Raw genomic sequence first — 20,512 nt, 5'->3', positions numbered from 1 at the left:
TGACCGGGCTGATGCCGCACATCTACTTCCGCTGGACCGAGGGAAACCCGGTCACTAACCTGCTGCGGTTCCTGTTCCTGGGCGAGGGCGAAATCGCGCCCGTCACCCGCGAAGTGCTGCGCGAAGCCGAACCCGACGTCACACGGCGCCCCTGGGTCCACGTCGGCTGAGCCCCTGCCGGCACGGAGCCCTAGCAAGACCGTGCAGGTTTCGTCCGCCCCCAAACCATCGATTCCCGGGGAACGGATGCGTGAAGGAACGGGCGCCGGCATGTCCGAAAGACTCGGGAATGGCATAGAAAATCCGTCCGCCTCCGCGCGCGTTAAGACGGTGTCAAGATCCGTCCTGAAGGCGTTAAGAAACCATCAGGAGCCGGCTTTTTCCCTCGGCAGAGGAGTTGACTTTCAGTAGCCCCGCAAACGGGGCACGGATGAAAGGAACCTGCAATGGCCGACCTGGCTTTGATCGGAATCCTCATGGTCTCCATGGGGTTCGTGATGTGGATCGGCCACGTCCTGGCCGGGATGGTCGGGGGTGCCGATGACCGGCCGGAGGCCGGCCAATGAGCGCCGACGCGATCATGTGGCTCGTCCTGCTCATCGCCGGGCTGTGCCTCTTCGGCTACCTGCTGGCCGTCCTGATCCATCCGGAAAAGTGGTGAGCGGATCATGACCTTCAACCCTGCATCCTTTGCTGTCCAGGTGGCTGCGCTCCTCATTGTCCTGGCCGCCCTGCACAAGCCCTTCGGCATCTACCTGGCCCGGGTTTTCGAGGGCACCACGTCGAGCCGGCCCGAGCGGCTGTTCTACCGGCTCGCCGGGATCGACGCCGGCACTGACCAGACCTGGTCCGTCTACCTGCGCAGCGTTCTGGCGTTCTCCGCGGTGTCCATCCTTTTCGTGTTCGGCCTCCAACGGCTGCAGGGCGTCCTGCCGGGCAGCGGATCCCTGCCCGGCGTGGACCCATGGGTAGCCATGAACACCGCCATTTCGTTCGTGACCAACACGAACTGGCAGACATACGTCCCCGAATCCACGGTAGGCATCTTCGTGCAGATGACCCTGCTGGCCGTGCAGAACTTCCTCTCCGCCGCCGTCGGCATCGTCGTCGTCGTCGCCCTCATCCGCGGCATCGCCCGGACCAGGACGCCACGGCTGGGTAACTTCTGGGTGGATCTGGCCCGGACGACCTTCCGGGTCCTGCTTCCGCTCGCGTTCGTCGCGGCCGTGGTGATGGTCCTCGGCGGAGTGGTGCAGAACTTCTGGCCCACCGACGTCGCCAACCAGGCGTCCGGGATCAGCCAGAGCATCCCCGGCGGGCCGGTCGCGTCCCAGGAAGCCATCAAGGAGCTCGGAACCAACGGCGGCGGCTACTTCAACGCCAACTCCGCCCACCCGTTCGAGAACCCCAACGCCCTCATCAGCTTCTTCGAGGTGTTCCTGCTCCTGCTCATCCCCTCGGCCCTGCCCTACGCCTTCGGCCGGATGGTGGGTGACCAGAAACAGGGCTACACGGTGGCCGCGGTGATGGGCACCCTGTGGCTGGCATCGGTTTCGCTGATGGGTTGGGCCGTGGCGTCCGGCCAAGGAACCGCGACGGCGGCGGCCGGTGGCCTCGGCGAAGGCTTTGAACAGCGCTTCGGACCCGCGCCCGGCGCGATCTTCGCCGCATCCACCACACTGACCTCCACCGGCGCCGTCAACACTGCCCACGATTCCCTGCCGCCACTGGCCGGCGGCGTAGCCATGGTGAACATGATGCTCGGCGAAGTCGCCCCCGGCGGAACCGGCTCCGGGCTCTACGGGCTGCTGATCCTGTCCATCATTTCCGTCTTCATCGCAGGTCTCATGGTCGGGCGCACCCCGGAGTACCTGGGCAAGAAGATCGGCCCCACGGAAATGAAGCTCGCCGCGATGTACATCCTCGTCACCCCGACCCTGGTCCTCGCCCTGGCTGGCATCACCGTCCTGCTCCCGGACATCATGGCCAACGCACCCGCCACCGGCCCCCACCAGTTCAGCGAAGCGCTCTACGCTTTCACCTCCGGGGCCAACAACAACGGCTCCGCGTTCGGCGGCATCACCACCTCCGGCCCCTACCTCTCAGTCATGATGGGCCTGGCCATGCTGCTGGGCCGCTTCCTCCCGATCGTCCTGGTGATCGCCCTGGCCGGCTCCCTCGCCCGCCAGGGCAAGGTTCCCGCCTCCGCCGGCACCGTCCCCACCCACGGCCTCCTGTTCGGCGGCCTGCTGCTCGGCGTGACAGTGATCCTGACCGCCCTGAGCTACTTCCCGGCCCTGGCCCTGGGCCCCCTCGCAGAAGGACTCCTCAAATGACCCGGTCTCACACGGCGTTAGCCACGGACACCGACGCCCAGACCTACGCCGACGGCAACCCCCTCGGCACCCCCGGCGAACACAAGCACCACACCAAGGCCCCGGCAAAACTCACGTTCGCGTCCGTCCTCGCCGCCCTGCCGCTCGCGGTGCGCAAACTCTCCCCGCGGCAGATGGTCCATTCCCCGGTCATGTTCACCGTACTGGCGGGGGCCGCCCTGTGCACCGCGATCTCGGTGTACCGGCCGTCGGTTTTCGGCATCGCGGTCACAGCCTGGCTATGGCTCACCGTCCTCTTTGGCACGTTGTCCGAATCCATCGCCGAGGGCCGGGGCAAAGCCCAGGCCGACAGCCTCCGCGCCAGCCGCAAAGGCGTCCAGGCCCGGCTCCGCCAGCCCGACGGCACCACCCGGGACGTCCCCGGCACGGAGTTGCGTCTCAATGACGTGGTGATCTGCGAGGCCGGGGACGTCATCCCCTCGGACGGCGAAATCATCGAAGGCCTGGCGAGCGTCGACGAATCGACCATCACCGGCGAATCAGCCCCGGTGATCCGCGAATCCGGAGGTGACCGGTCCTCCGTCACCGGCGGCACGAGGGTCCTCTCGGACCGGATCGTCATCCGCATCACCGCAGAGCCGGGCCAAACCTTCATCGACCGGATGATCAAGCTCGTCGAGGGCGCCATGCGGCAGAAGACCCCGAACGAAATCGCGCTCCACGTACTGCTGGTGTCCCTGACCATCGTGTTCCTGGCCGTCACCATGTCACTGGCACCGTTCGCCGCCCTCGCCGGCGCCACGCCGTCCCCGATCGTGCTGGTCGCACTGCTGGTCTGCCTGATCCCCACCACCATCGGGGCCCTGGTCCCGGCGATCGGCATCGCCGGCATGGACCGGCTGGTCCAGCACAACGTGCTGGCCACCTCCGGCCGCGCTGTGGAGACCGCCGGAGACATCACCACGCTCCTGTTGGACAAGACCGGAACCATCACCTACGGCAACCGCCGCGCCGTCAATTTCTTCCCCGCCAACCATGTGGACAGGATCCGGCTCATCGAAGCAGCCCGGGTCTGCAGCCTGGCCGACGAAACCCCCGAGGGCCGCTCCATCGTGGACCTCGCCGCGGACAAGGGCGTGACCGGAGCCGACCTGGCCACGCTCGAACGCAGCTCCGACGATTTCGCCGTGGTCCCCTTCAGCGCCACCACCCGCATGAGCGGGCTGGACCTTGACGGGCTGCAGATCCGCAAAGGCGCCGCCTCCACCGTGGGGGCCTTCGTTGCCGAATACGGCGGCCACACCCCGGCCGAGGTCGACCACCGGGTAACGGAAATCTCGGCGCAGGGCGGCACACCCCTGTTGGTCGCCCAGATCGACAAGAACGGCCGGGCGGACATTCTGGGGACCATCCACCTCGCCGACGTCGTCAAACCCGGCATGAACGCCCGCTTTGCCGAACTGCGGCAAATGGGCATCCGGACCGTGATGATCACTGGGGACAACCCCATCACCGCCAAGGCCATCGCCGCGGAGGCCGGGGTCGATGACTTCCTGGCCGAGGCAACCCCGGAAGACAAACTCGCGGTCATCAAAAAGGAGCAGGCCGCAGGCCGGCTGGTGGCCATGACCGGGGATGGCACCAACGACGCCCCTGCCCTGGCCGCGGCCGACGTCGGCGTCGCCATGAACTCAGGCACCCCCGCCGCCAAGGACGCCGCCAACATGGTGGACCTCGACTCCGACCCCACCAAGCTCATCAACATCGTCGGCATCGGGAAGCAGCTGCTCATCACCCGCGGCGCACTGACCACCTTTTCGGTCGCCAACGACGTCGCCAAGTACTTCGCGATCGTCCCGGCCCTCTTCACCGCCGCCTTCCCGGGGCTCGGACTGCTGAACATCATGGGCCTGGCCACCCCGTCCTCGGCCATCCTGTCTGCGGTGATCTTCAACGCCCTGATCATCGTCGCCCTGGTCCCGCTCGCGCTCCGCGGCGTCAAATACCGCGCCGTCTCCGCCAACCAGGCACTGGGGCGGAACCTGCTGATCTACGGGCTCGGCGGACTCATCGCTCCCTTCATCGGCATCAAAATCATCGACCTGATACTTTCCCTCATCCCCGGAATCGGCTAGGAACGCCCCTATGAACACTCTCACCGGCTACCTCCGGCAGGCAGGCACCGCCGTCCGGTTCCTGATCTTTGCCACACTGGTCCTCGGAGTGGCCTACCCCCTGGCCGTCTTCGGCGTCGGACAGCTGATCGCCCCGTACCAGGCCAACGGTTCCATCATCAAAGACGGCACCGGCGCCCCGGCCGCGTCCGCCCTAATCGCCCAGGCCGCGGCCGACGATTCCGGCGCCCAGGACCCGCGCTGGTTTCACGCCCGGCCCTCGGCCGTGAAGTGGGACCCGGCGTCGTCCTCGCCGTCCAACCTGGGCCCCAACGATCCGAAACTGCTCGAGGCCGTCACCGCGAACCGGGCCGCCGTCGCCGCCGCCGAAGGTATCAGCGAGGAACAGGTGCCCGCCGAGGCGGTGACGGCCAGCGGTTCAGGACTGGACCCGGACATCTCCCCGGCGTATGCGCGGCTGCAGGTTCCCCGCGTCGCCGCGGCCCAGCATCTGAGCGCCGACACCGTAATGTCCCTGGTCAACAAGCACACCAACAGCGGCCTGACGGCCTTCCTGGGCCAGCCGTCTGTCAACGTGACGGCCCTTAACGTTGACCTGGCCGCCGCGGCCCCGTCCAAGTGAAAGTCCAAGCGGGAGGATAGCACCTATGGCACGTGGAACGCTGCGGATCTTCCTGGGGGCCGCGCCCGGGGTCGGCAAGACCTACGAGATGCTCGAAGAGGCGCACCGGCTGGGCAAGCGCGGCGAGGACGTCGTGGTCGCGTTCGCCCTGGACCACGGACGGGCCGATACGAGAGCCCTGATGGAGGGGCTCGAAGTCATCCCGCCGCGGCGCTTGCCCTACCGGGGCACAGAGTTCGAGGAAATGGACCTCGACGCCGTCCTCGCCCGGGCGCCGGGTACCGCGGTCGTGGACGAATACGCCCACTCCAACATCCCCGGCAGCCGCCACACCAAACGCTGGGAGGACGTCGACGAACTCCTCAGCGCGGGGATAAATGTTCTCTCCACAGTCAACATCCAGCACCTGGCGTCCTTAGGAGACGTCGTCAGTGCCATCACCGACGTGCGCCAGGCAGAAACCGTGCCGGACGACGTCGTGCGCCGGGCCGACCAAATCGATCTGGTCGACATTTCCCCGGAGCTGCTCCGCCAGCGCCTCGGCGACGGCAAGATCTATGCAGCCGAGAAGATCGACGCAGCCCTGGCGAACTACTTTCGTCTCGGAAATCTCGCCGCACTGCGCGAACTCGCTTTGCTGTGGCTGGCAGACCGGGTGGACGAGGGCCTGGCCAGGTACCGGGCAGAACAGGGCATCGTAGCCAGCTGGCCCGCCCGGGAACGCATCGTTATCGGGCTGACCGGCGGCCCGGAAGGCGAAGTCCTCATCCGCCGCGGCGCCCGGATCCTCAACCGCGTCAACGGCGGGGACCTCCTGGCCGTCCATGTCCGGGCCGCCGACGGTATCGCCGAGGAGTCGCCACAGGCGCTGGAGGCCCAGCGCCGCCTGATCCTGGACCTGGGCGGCAGCTACCATGTGGTGACCGGGGAGGACCCCGCCGACGCGCTCCTGGACTTCGCCCGCAGCGTCAACGCCACACAGATCGTCGTCGGCATCTCCCGCCACAAAAGGCTCGCCAGCCTGCTGGGGAGCCTGCTCGGCGGAGGCGTGGGAACCCGGGTGGTCCGGGATTCGGGAGACATCGACGTCCACATGGTTTCCCACCCGCTCGGGGGCCGCGGCGCCGGCCCGCGGCAGCAACGGGACCTCGGGCGCATCCGGGTCGCGGCAGGCTTCATCATGGCCGCAATGCTCCCGGTGCTTCTGCAGATGCTGCTCTTACTTAACCCGGATCAGAACGTCGCCACCGCGGCGCTGGTCCAGCTCGCCGGGTCCGTTGCCGTCGCCCTCGTCGGCGGACTCTGGCCCGCCATCCTGGCCGCCCTCTGGAGCAGCCTGCTGGTCAACTACTTCTCCACACCCCCGGTGGGAACCCTGACCATCAGCGACCCACAGAATCTCCTCGCCCTCCTGGTCTTCGTCGGCGTCTCCGCGGCCGTCGCCGTTGTGGTCGACCTCTCCGCACGCCGGTCCAAAGAAGCCGCCCGGGCCCGCGCGGAAGCCGCCACCCTAGGGGACCTCACCCGCGGTGCCGCCCGCGCCGAGGACACCCTGAAAGGACTCCTGGAACAGGCCCGGGACGTATTCCAGGTCAGCGGAGCTGCCCTCTACACATCCACCGGACACACCGGGACAGGAGCCGATGGGAGCACCGGCTGGCGGCCCGTTGCAGCGGCCGGCGACATCCCGCCCGCCGCCCCGGAGGGTGCAGAAAACATCGAACAGATCGACCCCACGACCCGACTCGTGCTCTCCGGCCGGACGCTGCCGGCCAGCGACAGACGGCTGCTCGGAGCCTTCGGTGCCCACCTGGCCGCACAACTGGAACGCCAGCAACTGGCAGCCAGCCGCCGCGAAGTCGTGCGGCTGGCCGAAAGCAACACCATGCGCACCTCCATCCTCCGCGCGGTCTCCCACGACCTCCGCACACCCCTGGCCGGCATCAAACTCGCCGTCGGAGGCCTCAGGCAACCCGACATCCACTACACCCCCGAGGAGCAACAGGAACTGCTCGCCACCATCGACGAATGCTCCGACCGGCTGGACGCGCTGGTGGGCAACCTGCTGGACATGTCCCGGATCACCTCCGATTCCGTCAACCCGCTCATCCGGCCGGTGCGCTGGTACGAAGTGATCCCGGCCGCCCTCCACGGAACCCCCGCCGGCAGGGTGCGGGTGGAGCTCCCGGGAAACATGCCAGAAGTCGACGCCGACGCCGGAATGCTCGAACGCGTCATCGCGAACATTGTCGAAAACGCCGTCAAATACGCTCCCGACTCCGACATCGTCCTCGTCGGAGCAGCAGGCGGCCTCAGCCACGCAACCCTGCACGGCCGCCCCGCGGGAGAACTGCGCATCATCGACCACGGCCAGGGCGTCCCCGCCGAAAGCGTCCTCCGGATGTTCCAGCCATTCCAGCGCCTCGATGACGTCCCCCAAGCCACCGGAGTCGGCCTAGGCCTGGCCGTTGCCAAAGGCTTCACCGAAGCGATGGGAGGAACGCTGACCGCGGAAGAGACCCCAGCGGGCGGACTGACCATGGTGATCCGGCTGCCACTTTCCGTCGGTACCGCGTTCGACCGGGATGCCGCCCAGGCCCCGCTTCAGGCGCAGTCAGCCCTCCTGCAGCGACACCACACCCCGCCCGTGTCCAGAACGGAGGAGACGCCGTGAATGACGTGCTGGTGGTCGACGACGACCCACATCTCCTCAAAGCTCTCAAAATCACCCTGCACGCCCACGGATACACCGTCGTGACGGCCCCCGACGGCGAAACTGCCCTCCAGTCAGCAGCCAGACACCGCTTCGGCATCATAGTCCTGGACCTGGGCCTGCCCGACATGGACGGAACCACCGTGATCACCAGGCTGCGCCAATGGACCCGCGTCCCTATCCTGGTCCTCTCCGCCCGGCACGGGTCCGAGGACAAGGTCAAGGCCCTGGACGCCGGAGCCGACGACTACGTCACCAAACCCTTCGGACTGGACGAGCTCCTGGCCCGACTGCGGGCCGTCCAACGCCGGACCATCCAAGCCGACGAAGCGCCCGTGGTGACCACAGCCTCCTTCACCGTCGACCTGGCCCTGAGACGCGTCACCCGCAACGGGCAGGACGTGCGGCTGACCCCCACGGAATGGGGCATCCTGGAACTCCTGGTCCGGAACCCCGAAAAACTCATCACCCAGCAACAGCTCCTCACCGAAATCTGGGGTGCCGCCTATACCAAGGAAGCCAATTACCTGCGCGTCTACATGGCCCAGCTCCGCCGCAAGCTCGAACCAGAACCCGGCAACCCCCGCCACCTTATGACAGAGGCGGGCATCGGGTACAGGTTCCAGCCATGACCCGACGGCCACCACCACGCCGACGACCGGTTTGCTGGACTGAGGGCCAGCTGCCTCGCGGAGTGTGGTGTTCACCATCGCTTCTTCGCCCGACAGGAGGCTTGCTGATGAAGGTACTGGTCATGACGCTGGGGACGCGTGGTGATGTCCAGCCGTTCATAGCGCTGGCACGAGGGTTACTTGCTGCCGGGCACGAAGTGGTGCTCACGGCGCCGCAACGGTTTGCCGGGTTCGCCGCTGGTCACGGGGTGCCGTTCGCGGGCGTGGACGACGGCCCGATGCGGTTGATGGACGACCCGGCCATGACGGGTGCGGTGATCGAGGGCGGTGCTCGCGCCCGGCTGCAGCAGGTGCGGGCCATGCCGGCCATGTTCACCCAAGTGCTGGCCGACTGCTGGGCCGTCGCTTCAGAGGGCGCGGGTGCCGGTGCGGATGTCGTGGTGCATAACGGCCAGATCATCGCCGGTCAGCACGTGGCCGAGAAGCTGGGTATCCCGGCGGTGCTGGCTCTTCCGATACCGATGTACGTGCCGACCAAGGAGTTTCCCTGGCCGGGCGTGGGCATGCCGTCCTGGCTGCCTGCCGTCGCCAACCGGGCCACGTTCCTGGGGATGAAGGCCCCGGCGGCAATATTCGGCCGGGTCATCGACCGTTGGCGCGAAGACATCCTCGGTCTCCCGCGCCGCCGCGGACGGCACGACCCGCTGCGCCGACCGGACAACGGCCAGGCTCCGGTGCTGCACGCGTTCAGTCCCTCGGTGCTGCCCCCACCAGCGGATTGGCCGGACTCGGTGCACACCACGGGCTACTGGTTCCTTCCGCCCTCGGCCGAGGCGCTGCCGCCGCACGTCAAGGACTTCCTTCGTGCCGGCGACCCCCCGGTGTTTGTCGGATTTGGTTCAATGTCCGGTCGTGACCCCGCGCGCAGCACCGCCCTGGTCCTGGAAGCCGCGCGCCGCGCAGAGATGCGCCTGGTGATCGGCGCGGGATGGGGCGGACTGGACAGCAGCATACAAAGCGATGACGTTCTTGCTGTGGAGGATCTGGACTACCTGCGGTTGTTCCCGGCGATGGCTGCGGTGGTGCACCACGGGGGCGCAGGGACAGCCGGCACCGCATTCGCCTCCGGGCGCCCGCAAGTGGTGTGTCCGTTCGTCGCCGACCAGCCGTTCTGGGCTCGACTGGCACACAGCCGCGGTGTCGCTCCGGCACCACAGCCGCAACGCCACCTCACGGCCGGCGGCTTTGCCTCCGCCATCACCACCGCCGCGACAGATTCCGATATGGCACGTGCCGCCCAGGAGTTGGGCCGTCGTGTTCGCGCCGAGGAAGGAATATCCGCAGCGGTGACTGTGCTGGAGCGCGTCGCGGTGCCATAAGCGCAGGGGTTTTGCAGGTGGCCCCTTAGGCCAGCCCAGAAGAAGCGGGGAGGTTAGCCTTTTCATGAACAGGGTTGGATCCTCGTTGAACGGGAGACCACGATGCCCGCCCATAGTGCTCTCACACGGTCGTTGCTCGCCGGCGGCATCATCGCGGGAGCAATGTTGCCCATCGTTCTCGGAGTTGCCGGCGCCACCCGCAAGGGGTACAGCGTGTGGCGCAATGGCGTGAGTCAACTTGGGACCGGAGACGGGGCGTGGGTGTTCGCCGTCGCGTTCGTTCTCGGCGGAGTTCTTCTCGGTTTCTTCGCGCTCGGCCTTCACCGCGTGCTGGGATCTGGTCGTGGAGTGACATGGGGTCCCCTCGTGATCGCCGTGGCCGCTGTGGGCTTCATTATCGGCGGCCTGGTGCCCACGGATCCGGCGCTGGGTTACCCACCGGGGGAGCTGCCCGTCGCAACGCTTGCCGGGCGGATCCACCAGGGCGCCGGCATCCTCCTCTTCGGCGGCATGGCCGCAGCAGCATTCATCCTCGCAAGACGGCTCCGTTCTGATGCCCGGGGGCTGTCGAACTTCTCGCTCGTTGCCGGCACACTCATCATTGTTTTCGCGTTTGCGGCCGGGATCGCATTCCGCTTGGACGCACTGGAGATCTGGCGGCCTGCACCGGCCGGGATTCTTGAGCAACTATCGCTCCTCGTCGCCTGCGGCTGGCTGATGGCCATTGGAATCCACTACTCCCGCAACCAACCCGTCGGTGCGGGCACATAGACGGCCCACCGGGTTCTGGATTCCCCGTGAGGGTCGTCCTTCGGGCGCGTCTGCCGCTCTTGGCGGGCAGTGATGCGGTCTCCCGATGACACCGTGTTCCCTGACAGGCGGCGGAAGCCCCGGCGCGGGAGCCCGTCTTTCCGGGGGCGGTGAGGGTTAGCCGATGATGGGTCTTTCCTCCGGGAGTTGGTAGAGCCGGGGGTGGGAGGACAGGGCGAGGGCGGAGGCGACGGTGATGGTGCCGATGCGGCCGGTAAACATGAGGGCCATGAGTACCCATTGGGCGTTGGGCGGCAGGTCGTAGGTGATTCCGGTGCTCACGCCGACGGTCGCGAACGCGGAGATTGATTCGAAGAGAACTTTCTCGAGGCTGTAGTCGGTGAACATCAGGAGCCGCAGGGTGCCGCTGATCACGGCGGCGACCCCGAGGAGCGCCACGGAGAGGGCCTGGCGTTGGACGGAGGAGCTGACGGAGCGGTGGGCGATGGTGACATGGTCCCGGCCCCGGATCTCATTCCAGATCGCGAACCCCAGGACCAGGAACGTGGTGATCTTGATGCCGCCGGCCGTGCCCGCGCTGCCGCCGCCGATGAACATCAGGATATTGGTGACCATGAGGGTCTCAGGGGACGCAGTGGCGTAGTCAATGCTGTTGAACCCTGCCGTGCGCGGAAAGACGCTACCGGCCAGGGTCGCGAGGAGTTTCCCGCCCACGGACATGGGGCCGAGGGTTTGGTCCCGGTTCCATTCGAAGGCGCCGAAGAGCGCGCACCCGGCGGCGAGGAGCGCCAGGGTGCCGTAGACGGTCAGGCGCAGGTGGATGCTCCAGTCTTTCATCCTGACACCGCCTCTGAGCAGGGCGATGAGCACGGGGAATCCGAGCCCCCCGGCGATCACGGCCAGGCAGATCGGGATGATGATCCAGGGATCGTCGGCGAAGCTGATCAGGTTGTCGCTGTAAAGGGCGAAGCCGGCGTTGTTGAACGCTGAAACAGCGTGAAACGTCCCGTGCCAGAGGGCTGCGCCCGGATTGTCGTCGTAAGCGAACCAGAAGCGGACGGTCAGGACGGCGGCCGTGACGGCTTCGAAAAAAACCATGATCCGGGCGACCCGGAAAACGACGGAGCGGACGTCGCCGAAGTTCAGGGTGTGCGTTTCGGATTGGGCGACCAGCTGGCCGCGGAGCCCGATGCTTTTGCGCACGAGCAGCGCCAGCAATGTCGCCAGCGTCATGATGCCGAATCCTCCGACCTGGATGAGTCCGAGAATCACGGCATGTCCGAAAGGCGTCCAAAACGTTGGGGTGTCGACAGTGATCAGACCTGTGACGCACACCGCCGAGACGGCCGTGAACAGGGCCGGCAGTGTGGGATCTGCCTCGGCTGCCGTACGCGCGACGGGCAGCATCAGGAGTCCGGTGCCGAGAAGGATCACGGCGAGGAACGCCAGGGGGACCGAACGGACGGGATGCAGCAGCCCGCGCCCCAGGCTGTCGCCCCGGGCCCGGAGCCAGGACTGCATCCGTCCGCCGTTCAGGGGGGCGGTGTTGCGGATTTTCAGATCCTTTCGTCGGTCGCCGGTCCTCATCCAGACATCTCCTCGGCTTCGGCCTCGACGTTGCGGATCCCGCGCGGGCGTCCGGAGCTGACCCATGCCACGTACAGGATGGCAGCGATGATCAGGGCCGCGGCCAGGCTGATAATCGGCAGGCCCCTGGAGAGGTTGGCGATGAGGGTGAAGGCCACCACCGCGGCGCCGGCGAGATTCATGATGAGGTAGCCGCGGCGGCCGTCCCGGTGGGAGAAAAGGGCCATGGAAAGCAGGCCGGCCAGGAAGCTCAGGAAGACTGACACGGCGTAAAAGAGGACAAGTTCCTGGTCGTTGCCGCCGGCCGCGGCGGTGACGGCGCACGCCAGAGCGATGAACAGTGCCACCCCCCAGTAGGGGGTGTGGTGGGTATTCGTGCGTCCCAGCGCGGGAGGAAGGATGCCGACGGTATCGCCCTGCCTGTTGGTGTGGCGGGCGAGGGCCTTGAGCAGACCCGGTCCTGCCTGGAACGAGGAGCTGGCGGCCGAGAGAAGCAGCAGGGCGGTGACGAGCTGGAAGGCGGCAAATACCGGGCCGGGAGCAGCCAGCCGGGCCAGTTCAGCGATCTGGGTGCTGTCCTCGGGCGGGATGCCGACCTGCAGGTGCGCGGCTTCCAGGGCAGGCCCAGGGTGATTGCTCCGACGATCGCGAGGGTCAGCCACAGAGTGGCCCTCCCGAAGCGGCTCCGGCCGGCATCATCGAGCTGCCCCAGCTGCGCGATCGCCGAAGAGGGGGCTTCCACGCCCGTGGCCAGGGCCATGGCCACGGGGAAGGCCAGCACCACGGCGATGACCGGGGGGTGTCCGGGGTCGTCGGTGACCGCCCCCACCGGCTGCGGGGTGGCGCCCAGACCGTAAAGCAGAACGACGGCGGAGACGATGATGAATCCCACGGTCATCGCGGCAAAGACCAGCCGGCCCAGATGCCCGAACCACGTGGCGGCGCCGACGAGGATGACCAGTCCCAGCGCGAGCAGCAGCCGCCAGGGCGCCAGGGCGGGAAAGTATGCGATTGCCGCCGACGCCCCGGCCGAGACGCTGATGGCGATCGTGAGGACGAAATCGACCACCAGCGCACCGATCGGGATAAACGACCAACCGTCACCGAAAGCCTCCCCGACTGCTGCCGACGCTCCGCCGCCCTGCGGGTAACGCATGACCAGTTGCCGGTAATTGACGATCACCAGTGCGATGATCGCCACGACCAGAACCATCGTGGGCACCAGCAAGGCCAGATCGCCGTTCAGCGCCCGGAGAGCTGCTTCAATCGCGTAAGCGACCGAAGAAACGGGGTCGGCCATCACGGCAAAAGCGAATGCCAGCAGTAAGGCCGTCCGGGAACGGAGTGCTCCGGCGAGGCCGTGCCCGGGCGCGATCCTGTCAGGTGCCGGCATCGGATGGTCCTTTCCGCTCGTCGGCCGGCCCTGCGTATACCTGGCCGCGGCCCGGCCGGGCTGCCGAGAACATCACGGAGCCTAGCATTGGAGATCCGGTGCCCGGCGGGATACCGGGCAGTCTTGACGAAACCTTAATGCCGGCGGTCCCCGCACGCGCGGCAGGCCTTGACTGCTTCCGGCGCCGGGCACCTGTGCTGGCTGGAAGGCGTGTGCCGGTCTTCCAGCGAAGGAGCCGGTCAAGCACGGGATTCCATGAAGTCGGTGACGGCTGCTTGGGCTTCTTGGCGTGCCGGTCCGAGCCAGAACAGGTGGCTGGGCGCTGACAGTTCGACGAGCCTGGCCCCGGGGATGCTGTCCGAGTAGTCCTCTGCATGGGCGAAAGCTACACCGGCATCCTGGCGTGACGCGGTCACCAACGTCGGACAGGCGATCCGGGTTTGGACCAGCCGGCGGTATGCCGAGCGATCGGGCCGGGCCTGCTGAAGATCGTTGACGAACCCGGTTCCGGAGCGCATCGTAAGGAACAACTCCCGTGCCCGGCCCTTGTCCTCCACGGACCAGGTATGCCACCAGTTCTCCACCGGCGTCTTGGATAGTGCGCCGACCATCCGGCTTAGCCCTGCATCGGATCCGACCAGACTTGCCACCATCGCCCACGTGAAGCCCTGTAGGGCCGGAGAGAACGCCAGCGGGCCGAACAGTGATTCCAGTCGGCCGTCCGGATACGCCCGCGTCGAAGCGGCGCAGCTGTGCAGGACCAGTCGAGGCACCAACTCCGGCAGGGACCACGCGGCATGAAGAGCCTGCATACCGCCGAAGGAAACGCCAACCGCCCCTGCAGTCCGGCCGATGCCCAGTTCCTCGCAGCACTCAGCCACCGCGGGAACAAACTCGGCAGCATTCAGGCGTCCCACATCCGTGTCCCCGTAGCCTGGGCGTGAGAACGCCAGCACCCCGTGCCCTGCTGACGTGTAAAGGCTCCAGCCGCAATCAACGGCCGCAGAGCAATGACCTCCCGGGAAGAACAACACGGCCGGCTTGCCCCCGGGCCTGTACATGACCTCCACAGGACCCAGGCGTGTTTGGATCACTCGAGTCTCGCTCACTGTCCAAGCCTACGGTGGCTATGTCAGTCCATTGTGGCCTCGACGATGATCAGGACGGTGGAGCCCAGGGCCGCGCACTGGAGCCATTCCCATGCGTTCGAGGGCGTGAGTTTCAGCAGCCCTGCGGTGACTGGCCAGGTCACGACGGCCCCGTGCAGCAGGTGGCGATCAGATGAAGTAGCGCATCCAAAGGTAGAGCACGGCAATTGCGATGGTGACAGGCATGACGATGAGGCCGTACTTGGTGAAGGTCCAGAACGTAATCGGCTCGCCGTGGCGTTTGGCTATTCCGATGACGACGACGTTCGCACTGGCCCCGACTGCGGTCGCGTTGCCGCCCAGATCGGCGCCGAGTGCAAGGGCCCACCAGAGCGGCTGGGCTGCCGCGCCGCCTGCGCGGACGAGGTCGTCGGTGATCGGGGCGAGAGTGGCCACGTATGGGATGTTGTCGATGACGCCGGAGGCCACTGCCGAAACGACCGTCAGCCAGATGGCCGCGAGGCCGTAGTCAGTGCCGACGATGGCCGCCGCTGTCTGTCCGACCGCGGCTATGACGCCAAGGTTGACCAGCGATCCGACCATGATGAACAGCCCTGCGAAGAACACCAGGGTTTCCCATTCGACATCGCCAAAGACTTTCTGCGGCTCGAGGCGCGCAAGCATCACAAGCAGACCTGCACCGAGCATCGCCACGATCGCCGGCGCGAGCCCGGTCAGCGGGTGGGCGATGAATCCGAACAGCACCAGGCCAAGGACGACGAGGCATTTGACCAGCAACGCCTTTTCCGCGATTGCCTCCCGCTCTTTGAGTGCCATTATTCGTGCCGCACGCTCGGGCTGGTAGCGGAAAGCGGAACGGAACAGCAGCCGGCACAGGACGATGAAGACGAGCAGGAGAACGGCTATCAGCGGCGCAAGGTTCACGATGAAGTCGTTGAAGGTCAGCCCTCCGCGGCTGGCGATGATGATGTTTGGCGGGTCACCGATCAACGTCGCGGTCCCGCCAATATTGCTTGCCATCACTTCAGCGATCAGGAACGGGGCCGAAGGGACGGCGAGCCGTCCGCAGACGAGCAGAGTCACCGGCGCCACCAACAGTACTGTGGTGACGTTGTCGAGGAACGCGGACAGGACGGCCGTGATGACCACAAGCATCACCATGATCGCGTAAGGGCGCCCGCGCGCCTTCTTTGCCGCCCAGATGGCAAGGAATTCAAAGAGACCGGTTTGCCGGAGGATACCGACGATGATCATCATCCCCAAGAGCAGGAAGATGACGTTCCAGTCGATTCCGCTGTCCTCGGAAAAGAAGATGCCATGGTCATCCGTCGCACCGATCAGGATCATGGCCGCCGCACCGCCCAGGGAGGCCGTGACGCGAGGCACTTTCTCTGTTGCGATCAGCACGTAGGCTCCGACAAAGACCGCCAGTGCCAGAACGATCTGTACGCTCACGCCGAACCGCTCCCGTGACCCGTGCCGGACCAGTCCTGGAGGATCGCGCTCATGACCGCGGGGAGGGTCACGAACACGGGGGACTCACGTGGCGCCCCCTTCACACGCACAATCTGGGTACGGGCTCCAACCATTCGTGCCGCCACTTCGATCAGCGTGTCCCCAGGGTCGACGGCCAGGATCCTGCGCACGGCCACACGGTTATCGTCCATCAGCTCGGCAATGGTGCGCCGGTCAAGGCTCTCCCACAGCTCCGCGGCGCCCTTCTCATCAAAGACACCGGCAAGGGAGGGATCGTCCAGAACATAGTCCGGAACCATGAGCTGCAGGACGTCCACAGCCGAAAGGATTGCCACCGGGGTCCCGGCATCATTGGCAATGACCAGACCGACAAGGCCGCCCTCCGCGATGAGCCGCGCGGCCTCCACCGCAGTTGTCTCTCTACGGACAACGGGTAAAGCCTCCTGCAAGTCAGCGGCACGCATGGCACTCTCTCTGCTCGTATGGCCCCATCATCAGGCTACCCGGGCATGCGTCCGTGGGGGCGTGGTTTGGTGGGCTGACCGGGCGGGACGCCCCTATTACTGTCCGGTCCCGCCTTGCCCACACACAAAATCCCAGGCATGGTGCCCGCCCCGAAATTCTGCGGTCTGGACATACCGCTGGGAAAGAGTCAAAAATGAGCCGGCGGGTGTCAGCGGGACACCTGCGCTTCCGGGCCCATTCAGCCCGGCCGACCGATCGTTCGAGGCGGGGCATGAAGGCTGTGGTTGTCGGGGCGGGCATTGCGGGGCTCGTCGCGGCCCGCCAGCTCGGTTTGGCCGGCTGGGACGTTGAGCTCCTCGAGAAGTCTGCGGCTCCGCGCCCCGATGGCTACATGATGGACTTCTTCGGTCCGGGAGTGCAGGCGGCGGAGCGGATCGGCCTCTACCCGCGGCTCGCAGCGGTGGCCTACCACGTCGAGGCAGCCGAGTATGTCGATGCAACTGGACGCCCGACGTGCAGCCTCGATTACGACCAGTTCGCCCGGCTTGCCGGCGGGAATGTCCTGAGCCTGCTGCGCCCCGACATGGAGCGAGCAGCCCTCGCCGCGCTCGACGACGTGGCCCCCGGCCGGGTGCGGGTCCGTTACGGGGCGCCGGTTTCCCGGGTATGGAATGATGACTTCGGCGTGCGGGTCGCCGTCGACGGCCCGCCGAACGTGACGATCGCCGCGGACGTCCTCGTCGGCGCCGATGGCATCCACTCCGGGGTGCGGGCCCGGGTCTTCGGCCCCGACGAGGCGTACCTGCGCGCCCTGGGCATGCGTGCTGCAGCATTCATCGTGACCGAGCCGCTCCTGAATGCCCGCTTCCGAAACCGGTTCATCCTCACCGACAGCATCGACCGGATGGCCGGGCTCTACAGCCTCCGCACGGACGAGGTGGCCGCCTTCATGGTCTACCGGGACGCCACAGGCGCGACAGGCCACCAGCCGTCCGGGAGCCCGCGGGAGCGGCTGCGCCGCGAGTTCGCAGGGCTCGGCCACGCCGTGGACCGGCTGCTGGAACTGTGCCCCGAGCACCCGTACGACGATGTCGTCGCTCAGATTGTCATGCCGGGCTGGCAGAAGGGGCGGACCGTTCTCGTGGGGGACGCCTGCGGGGCCGTATCGCTCCTCGCCGGTCAGGGCGGCTCACTCGCCATCGCCGGCGCCGCGCTGCTCGGGGATGTCCTCGCACCCGTGGCCACACCTGCGGGGATCAGCCCGGCGCTCGCCGAATTCGAGCGACGCTGGAGACCCGTGGTCGAGGAGGCCCAGGCCGCCGGCAGGCGCGCCGCGTCATCGTTCCTCCCCGCAAACCGGGCCCAGCGCCTCCTGCGCCGGTGGATCATACGGGCCAGCCACCTGCCGGGAATCGACCGGCTGATCGCCCGCCGGATCGTGGGCAGGATCGCAAAGTAAGCCGGACACACACGTAGCGGCGGAGAATCGACGGAAAACGGACTGCTGAATATCCGGCGGCAGCCTGCCGCGCAGGAACTTGAAGAGAGCCTGCGTCTGCGCTGGCCGCTGACCGAGATTCAGGGAACACCGCTGGACCGGCGCTGGGTGTCACCCGAAAGGCGCCTTATGAACTAGGTGATCTCGGTGGCAGTGATTGACTCCCGGGCCGCGTTCCGCGCGGCAGAAGTGGTCATCGACTACGTGCGGAGGCCCGGCGCAAGCCTGCGGGTCCTGACCGTCAGGGTGCCCGGGGCTCCGCCACCTGAGGCGTATATTGCCGACAAACTACTGCGGCGTGCGGGGAGGGCGGCTGTCGAATTGTCTGGCGACGAGGACGTCGGTTGAGGAATGGGCAAGGATGGACAGCACAATGACCAGCGCCACGAGGTGAAAAACCTCATCGGAGCGTTCCACGCCTGATTCAAGGACGAGAAGCCCGTAGACGACAGAGGCGAACCCTTTCGGACCGAACCACATGGCAGCGAGCTGTTCCTTGGCTGGCAGCCGTGTGCCGAGGAAGGAAACCAGCAGGGCCACCGGGCGGGCCACGACGATGGCCAGGACGGCGAAGACCCACCCCGTCCAGGCGATCTCTCCGAAGAGGAATGTTGGTGTGATCAGCGCACCAAACACCAGGATGGCGGCCAGCTTCAACAGTTCGGACACCAGTTCCCCGAACTGTTCGAATTCATCCCGGAAGCCCGGGCCTGCGGTGGCGACCGTGATGCCGGCCGCGAATGCTGCGAGGAAGAGGTTGGCCGCGGTCACCAGGCAGGTGGCAAGTACGAGCAGGCCGATGGAGACGGCCACCAGCGGTTGCACGCCCTTCGTGGCCATCAAAAAGGGAAGCCGCTCCAGCCAAATGACGATCAGCGGGACCAGGACACCGATGAGCAGGCCCAGGGCGATTTCTTCGGCCAGAACCCCGATCCCGACGTCCGTTCCGCCACCCAGGGCCAGGAGCACGAGAACCACGGGAAGGGCCAGCCCGTCATTGAGCCCTGACTCGACGTTGAGGAGGTGGCGTAACCGCCCCGGAACTTCCTTACGCCCCACAATGGCGGCCGCGAACACCGGATCGGTCGGTGCCAGCACCGCACCGAGCAAGAAGCACTGCAGCCAGGGGAGCCCTGCAACGTAGTAGGCCAGCAGTGCGGTGACAAGAAGTGTCAGCGGCAGCCCGAGCAGCAGCGCCCGGCCCGGCAGACGCCAGGCGCTTCGAAGGTCGGATAACCCCACTTTCATGCCGTCCGTATACAGGACCGAGAACAGAGCCAGCTGGGCCAGGACCCCGACGACAGGATCGCCGGGCGTTACGGGAATGACGCCGAGGACGCCCTGGCCCAGGACAAGGCCGCCGAGAAGAAACAGCACCGCGGTGGACAGCACCGTCCGGCTGGCGCGTTCGGAGATGAGGACACCCAACAACAGCAGCACTGCAATAGCCAGCGTGAGCATCGGTATCATCCGCGTTCCCCCATCCGCTTGCGTGCGTCAGGATCCGGGAGCGGAACTGCCCTGCCGCCAGGGATCAGCTGCTGCTCCCGGGGCGGACAACCAGGACGGGACATCGGGCATGGTGGGCGACCTGGCTGGAGGTCGATCCGAGCAGCAGCCCGGCGAATCCTCCGTGCCCCCGGGATCCCACGACGAGCAGGTCCGCGTCTTTGGCGGCATCCAGCAAGGCAGCGGCCGGGGACTCCCGAACGAGCACTCCCGTGATGTCCACGCCCTCAGCATCAACGGCTTTCAGCGCATCGGCCTGGACACGTTCAGCGGCGTGAAAGGAGTCGTTACTGCCACTGTCTTCTAACGTTGATGGCACCGGAGGATAATGCCAGGCGGTGATCAGGCGGACCGTTCCGTGGCGCAGGCGTGCCTCGTCCACGGCCCAGTGAAGGGCGGCCAGTGACTGTTCGGAACCGTCGACACCGACCACAATCAGAAATGTACCGGTAGCGTCCATTCGTCTGTCCTCTCACATCCGCTGACCCACGGCCTTGGCCAGTGCCAGTCTGTGCCCGTCGTCGTGAGCGGTCAAGGCACTCTTCAACCTTCGGCCCTTCGGCTACCTGCCTGGCGCCAAGATGGTGTGTAGCTAACGCTGACAGGCGTGCTGCATATATGTGGCATGAGTAATCGGTTATATCGAACTCCTAAAGGGCCTCATGGTCCTCGGTGGGCGAAGGGAATCATCGTGGTGAGCAGCCTTCTTACGCTTAGATCATGGAAATGCAGCGCCGGTTTTACTGTGGTCCTTTCCGGAGGAGAAGCACCGCCAGGTCGCGGACTACGGCTTCGATGGAAGCCCTACGGCTTGCATGCTTCGCGCCGGCGGGCTTTTCGTGGCGTGCTGGTACCGGTGTCTGTTCGCCGGTTGGCCGAGGAATCCG

The 20,512-nt window shown here is 66.6% G+C and carries 17 protein-coding genes; 10 read left to right on the top strand and 7 right to left on the bottom strand.

The genetic code is table 11. The features are described from left to right. Positions 1–562: 562 nt before the first annotated feature. The 8 genes from Y706_RS27640 (at position 563) to Y706_RS27635 (ending at position 10,588) form a co-directional block, all read left to right on the top strand. Complete coding sequence (locus Y706_RS27640) at positions 563–661, top strand: potassium-transporting ATPase subunit F (protein ID WP_084475820.1); 99 nt, start codon at positions 563–565, stop codon at positions 659–661. 7 nt (positions 662–668) lie between these two features. Next, on the top strand, positions 669–2,336 hold the full coding sequence (gene kdpA / locus Y706_RS0100820; RefSeq protein WP_028275115.1) for a potassium-transporting ATPase subunit KdpA: 1,668 nt from the start codon (positions 669–671) through the stop codon (positions 2,334–2,336). After that, positions 2,333–4,471: a potassium-transporting ATPase subunit KdpB gene (gene kdpB, locus Y706_RS0100815; RefSeq protein WP_028275114.1), complete on the top strand. Its 2,139-nt coding sequence runs from the start codon at positions 2,333–2,335 to the stop codon at positions 4,469–4,471. The genes kdpA and kdpB overlap by 4 nt, the downstream gene beginning before the upstream one ends. 10 nt (positions 4,472–4,481) lie before the next feature. Beyond that, positions 4,482–5,093 (top strand): potassium-transporting ATPase subunit KdpC, encoded by a 612-nt coding sequence (gene kdpC / locus Y706_RS0100810; RefSeq protein ID WP_028275113.1) that lies wholly within the window; start codon positions 4,482–4,484, stop codon positions 5,091–5,093. Between the two features lie 25 nt (positions 5,094–5,118). Next, complete coding sequence (locus Y706_RS0100805) at positions 5,119–7,767, top strand: DUF4118 domain-containing protein (RefSeq protein ID WP_028275112.1); 2,649 nt, start codon at positions 5,119–5,121, stop codon at positions 7,765–7,767. After that, the gene (locus tag Y706_RS0100800) at positions 7,764–8,438 is read left to right on the top strand and encodes a response regulator (RefSeq protein WP_028275111.1); all 675 of its coding nucleotides are present in this window, start codon (positions 7,764–7,766) and stop codon (positions 8,436–8,438) included. Before Y706_RS0100805 ends, Y706_RS0100800 begins: the two co-directional genes overlap by 4 nt. A gap of 107 nt (positions 8,439–8,545) precedes the next feature. Continuing rightward, complete coding sequence (locus tag Y706_RS0100795; protein ID WP_028275110.1) at positions 8,546–9,817, top strand: glycosyltransferase; 1,272 nt, start codon at positions 8,546–8,548, stop codon at positions 9,815–9,817. Between the two features lie 102 nt (positions 9,818–9,919). Next, entirely contained in the window at positions 9,920–10,588 is a 669-nt protein-coding gene (locus Y706_RS27635) for a DUF998 domain-containing protein (protein WP_084475818.1), read from the top strand. Positions 10,589–10,744: 156 nt separating this feature from the next. On the opposite strand, the gene Y706_RS0100785 is transcribed toward Y706_RS27635, so the two are convergent. Both Y706_RS0100785 and Y706_RS29675 read right to left on the bottom strand, forming a co-directional pair. Beyond that, the gene (locus tag Y706_RS0100785; RefSeq protein ID WP_343213011.1) at positions 10,745–12,175 is read right to left on the bottom strand and encodes a TrkH family potassium uptake protein; all 1,431 of its coding nucleotides are present in this window, start codon (positions 12,173–12,175) and stop codon (positions 10,745–10,747) included. After that, positions 12,172–12,837, bottom strand: a complete 666-nt coding sequence (locus tag Y706_RS29675) for an APC family permease (RefSeq protein WP_216699085.1) — start codon at positions 12,835–12,837, stop codon at positions 12,172–12,174. The genes Y706_RS0100785 and Y706_RS29675 overlap by 4 nt, the downstream gene beginning before the upstream one ends. A 137-nt stretch (positions 12,838–12,974) precedes the next feature. Here Y706_RS29675 and Y706_RS29670 point away from each other — a divergent pair, with 137 nt between their 5' ends. Then, a complete protein-coding gene (locus Y706_RS29670; RefSeq protein ID WP_216699084.1) occupies positions 12,975–13,502 on the top strand; it encodes a hypothetical protein in 528 nt (175 codons plus the stop codon). Between the two features lie 305 nt (positions 13,503–13,807). Here Y706_RS29670 and Y706_RS22820 read toward each other — a convergent pair whose 3' ends face one another. From Y706_RS22820 to Y706_RS22815, 3 genes are all read right to left on the bottom strand, one after another. Further along, complete coding sequence (locus Y706_RS22820) at positions 13,808–14,629, bottom strand: alpha/beta fold hydrolase (RefSeq protein ID WP_084475816.1); 822 nt, start codon at positions 14,627–14,629, stop codon at positions 13,808–13,810. Between the two features lie 216 nt (positions 14,630–14,845). Then, on the bottom strand, positions 14,846–16,132 hold the full coding sequence (locus Y706_RS0100765; protein ID WP_028275108.1) for an ArsB/NhaD family transporter: 1,287 nt from the start codon (positions 16,130–16,132) through the stop codon (positions 14,846–14,848). Next, entirely contained in the window at positions 16,129–16,617 is a 489-nt protein-coding gene (locus tag Y706_RS22815) for a CBS domain-containing protein (RefSeq protein WP_043433986.1), read from the bottom strand. Before Y706_RS22815 ends, Y706_RS0100765 begins: the two co-directional genes overlap by 4 nt. A 272-nt stretch (positions 16,618–16,889) precedes the next feature. Here Y706_RS22815 and Y706_RS0100755 point away from each other — a divergent pair, with 272 nt between their 5' ends. Continuing rightward, positions 16,890–18,077, top strand: coding sequence for an FAD-dependent monooxygenase (locus tag Y706_RS0100755; RefSeq protein WP_028275107.1), 1,188 nt, complete (start codon positions 16,890–16,892; stop codon positions 18,075–18,077). Positions 18,078–18,404: 327 nt separating this feature from the next. On the opposite strand, the gene Y706_RS0100750 is transcribed toward Y706_RS0100755, so the two are convergent. Continuing rightward, positions 18,405–19,577, bottom strand: coding sequence for a cation:proton antiporter domain-containing protein (locus Y706_RS0100750; RefSeq protein ID WP_253906661.1), 1,173 nt, complete (start codon positions 19,575–19,577; stop codon positions 18,405–18,407). 73 nt (positions 19,578–19,650) lie between these two features. Then, entirely contained in the window at positions 19,651–20,085 is a 435-nt protein-coding gene (locus Y706_RS0100745) for a universal stress protein (protein WP_028275105.1), read from the bottom strand. Positions 20,086–20,512: the final 427 nt, after the last annotated feature.

This window comes from Arthrobacter sp. I3 (assembly GCF_000520575.1).
GTDB lineage: Bacteria > Actinomycetota > Actinomycetes > Actinomycetales > Micrococcaceae > Arthrobacter > Arthrobacter humicola_A.
Note: the sequence above shows the minus strand (reverse complement) of the source record. Positions and strands in the feature narration are given on the sequence as shown.

Bases quoted from the DNA above. Each gene is read 5' to 3' on its own strand.
- Y706_RS0100750 (WP_253906661.1), bottom strand. From the start codon at position 19,577: ATGCTCACGCTGGCTATTGCAGTGCTGCTGTTGTTGGGTGTCCTCATC.
- kdpA (WP_028275115.1), top strand. From the start codon at position 669: ATGACCTTCAACCCTGCATCCTTTGCTGTCCAGGTGGCTGCGCTCCTC.
- kdpC (WP_028275113.1), top strand. From the start codon at position 4,482: ATGAACACTCTCACCGGCTACCTCCGGCAGGCAGGCACCGCCGTCCGG.
- Y706_RS27635 (WP_084475818.1), top strand. From the start codon at position 9,920: ATGCCCGCCCATAGTGCTCTCACACGGTCGTTGCTCGCCGGCGGCATC.
- Y706_RS22820 (WP_084475816.1), bottom strand. From the start codon at position 14,629: ATGTACAGGCCCGGGGGCAAGCCGGCCGTGTTGTTCTTCCCGGGAGGT.
- Y706_RS0100745 (WP_028275105.1), bottom strand. From the start codon at position 20,085: ATGGACGCTACCGGTACATTTCTGATTGTGGTCGGTGTCGACGGTTCC.
- Y706_RS0100795 (WP_028275110.1), top strand. From the start codon at position 8,546: ATGAAGGTACTGGTCATGACGCTGGGGACGCGTGGTGATGTCCAGCCG.
- Y706_RS0100785 (WP_343213011.1), bottom strand. From the start codon at position 12,175: ATGAGGACCGGCGACCGACGAAAGGATCTGAAAATCCGCAACACCGCC.
- kdpB (WP_028275114.1), top strand. From the start codon at position 2,333: ATGACCCGGTCTCACACGGCGTTAGCCACGGACACCGACGCCCAGACC.
- Y706_RS0100755 (WP_028275107.1), top strand. From the start codon at position 16,890: ATGAAGGCTGTGGTTGTCGGGGCGGGCATTGCGGGGCTCGTCGCGGCC.
- Y706_RS27640 (WP_084475820.1), top strand. From the start codon at position 563: ATGAGCGCCGACGCGATCATGTGGCTCGTCCTGCTCATCGCCGGGCTG.
- Y706_RS0100805 (WP_028275112.1), top strand. From the start codon at position 5,119: ATGGCACGTGGAACGCTGCGGATCTTCCTGGGGGCCGCGCCCGGGGTC.
- Y706_RS22815 (WP_043433986.1), bottom strand. From the start codon at position 16,617: ATGCGTGCCGCTGACTTGCAGGAGGCTTTACCCGTTGTCCGTAGAGAG.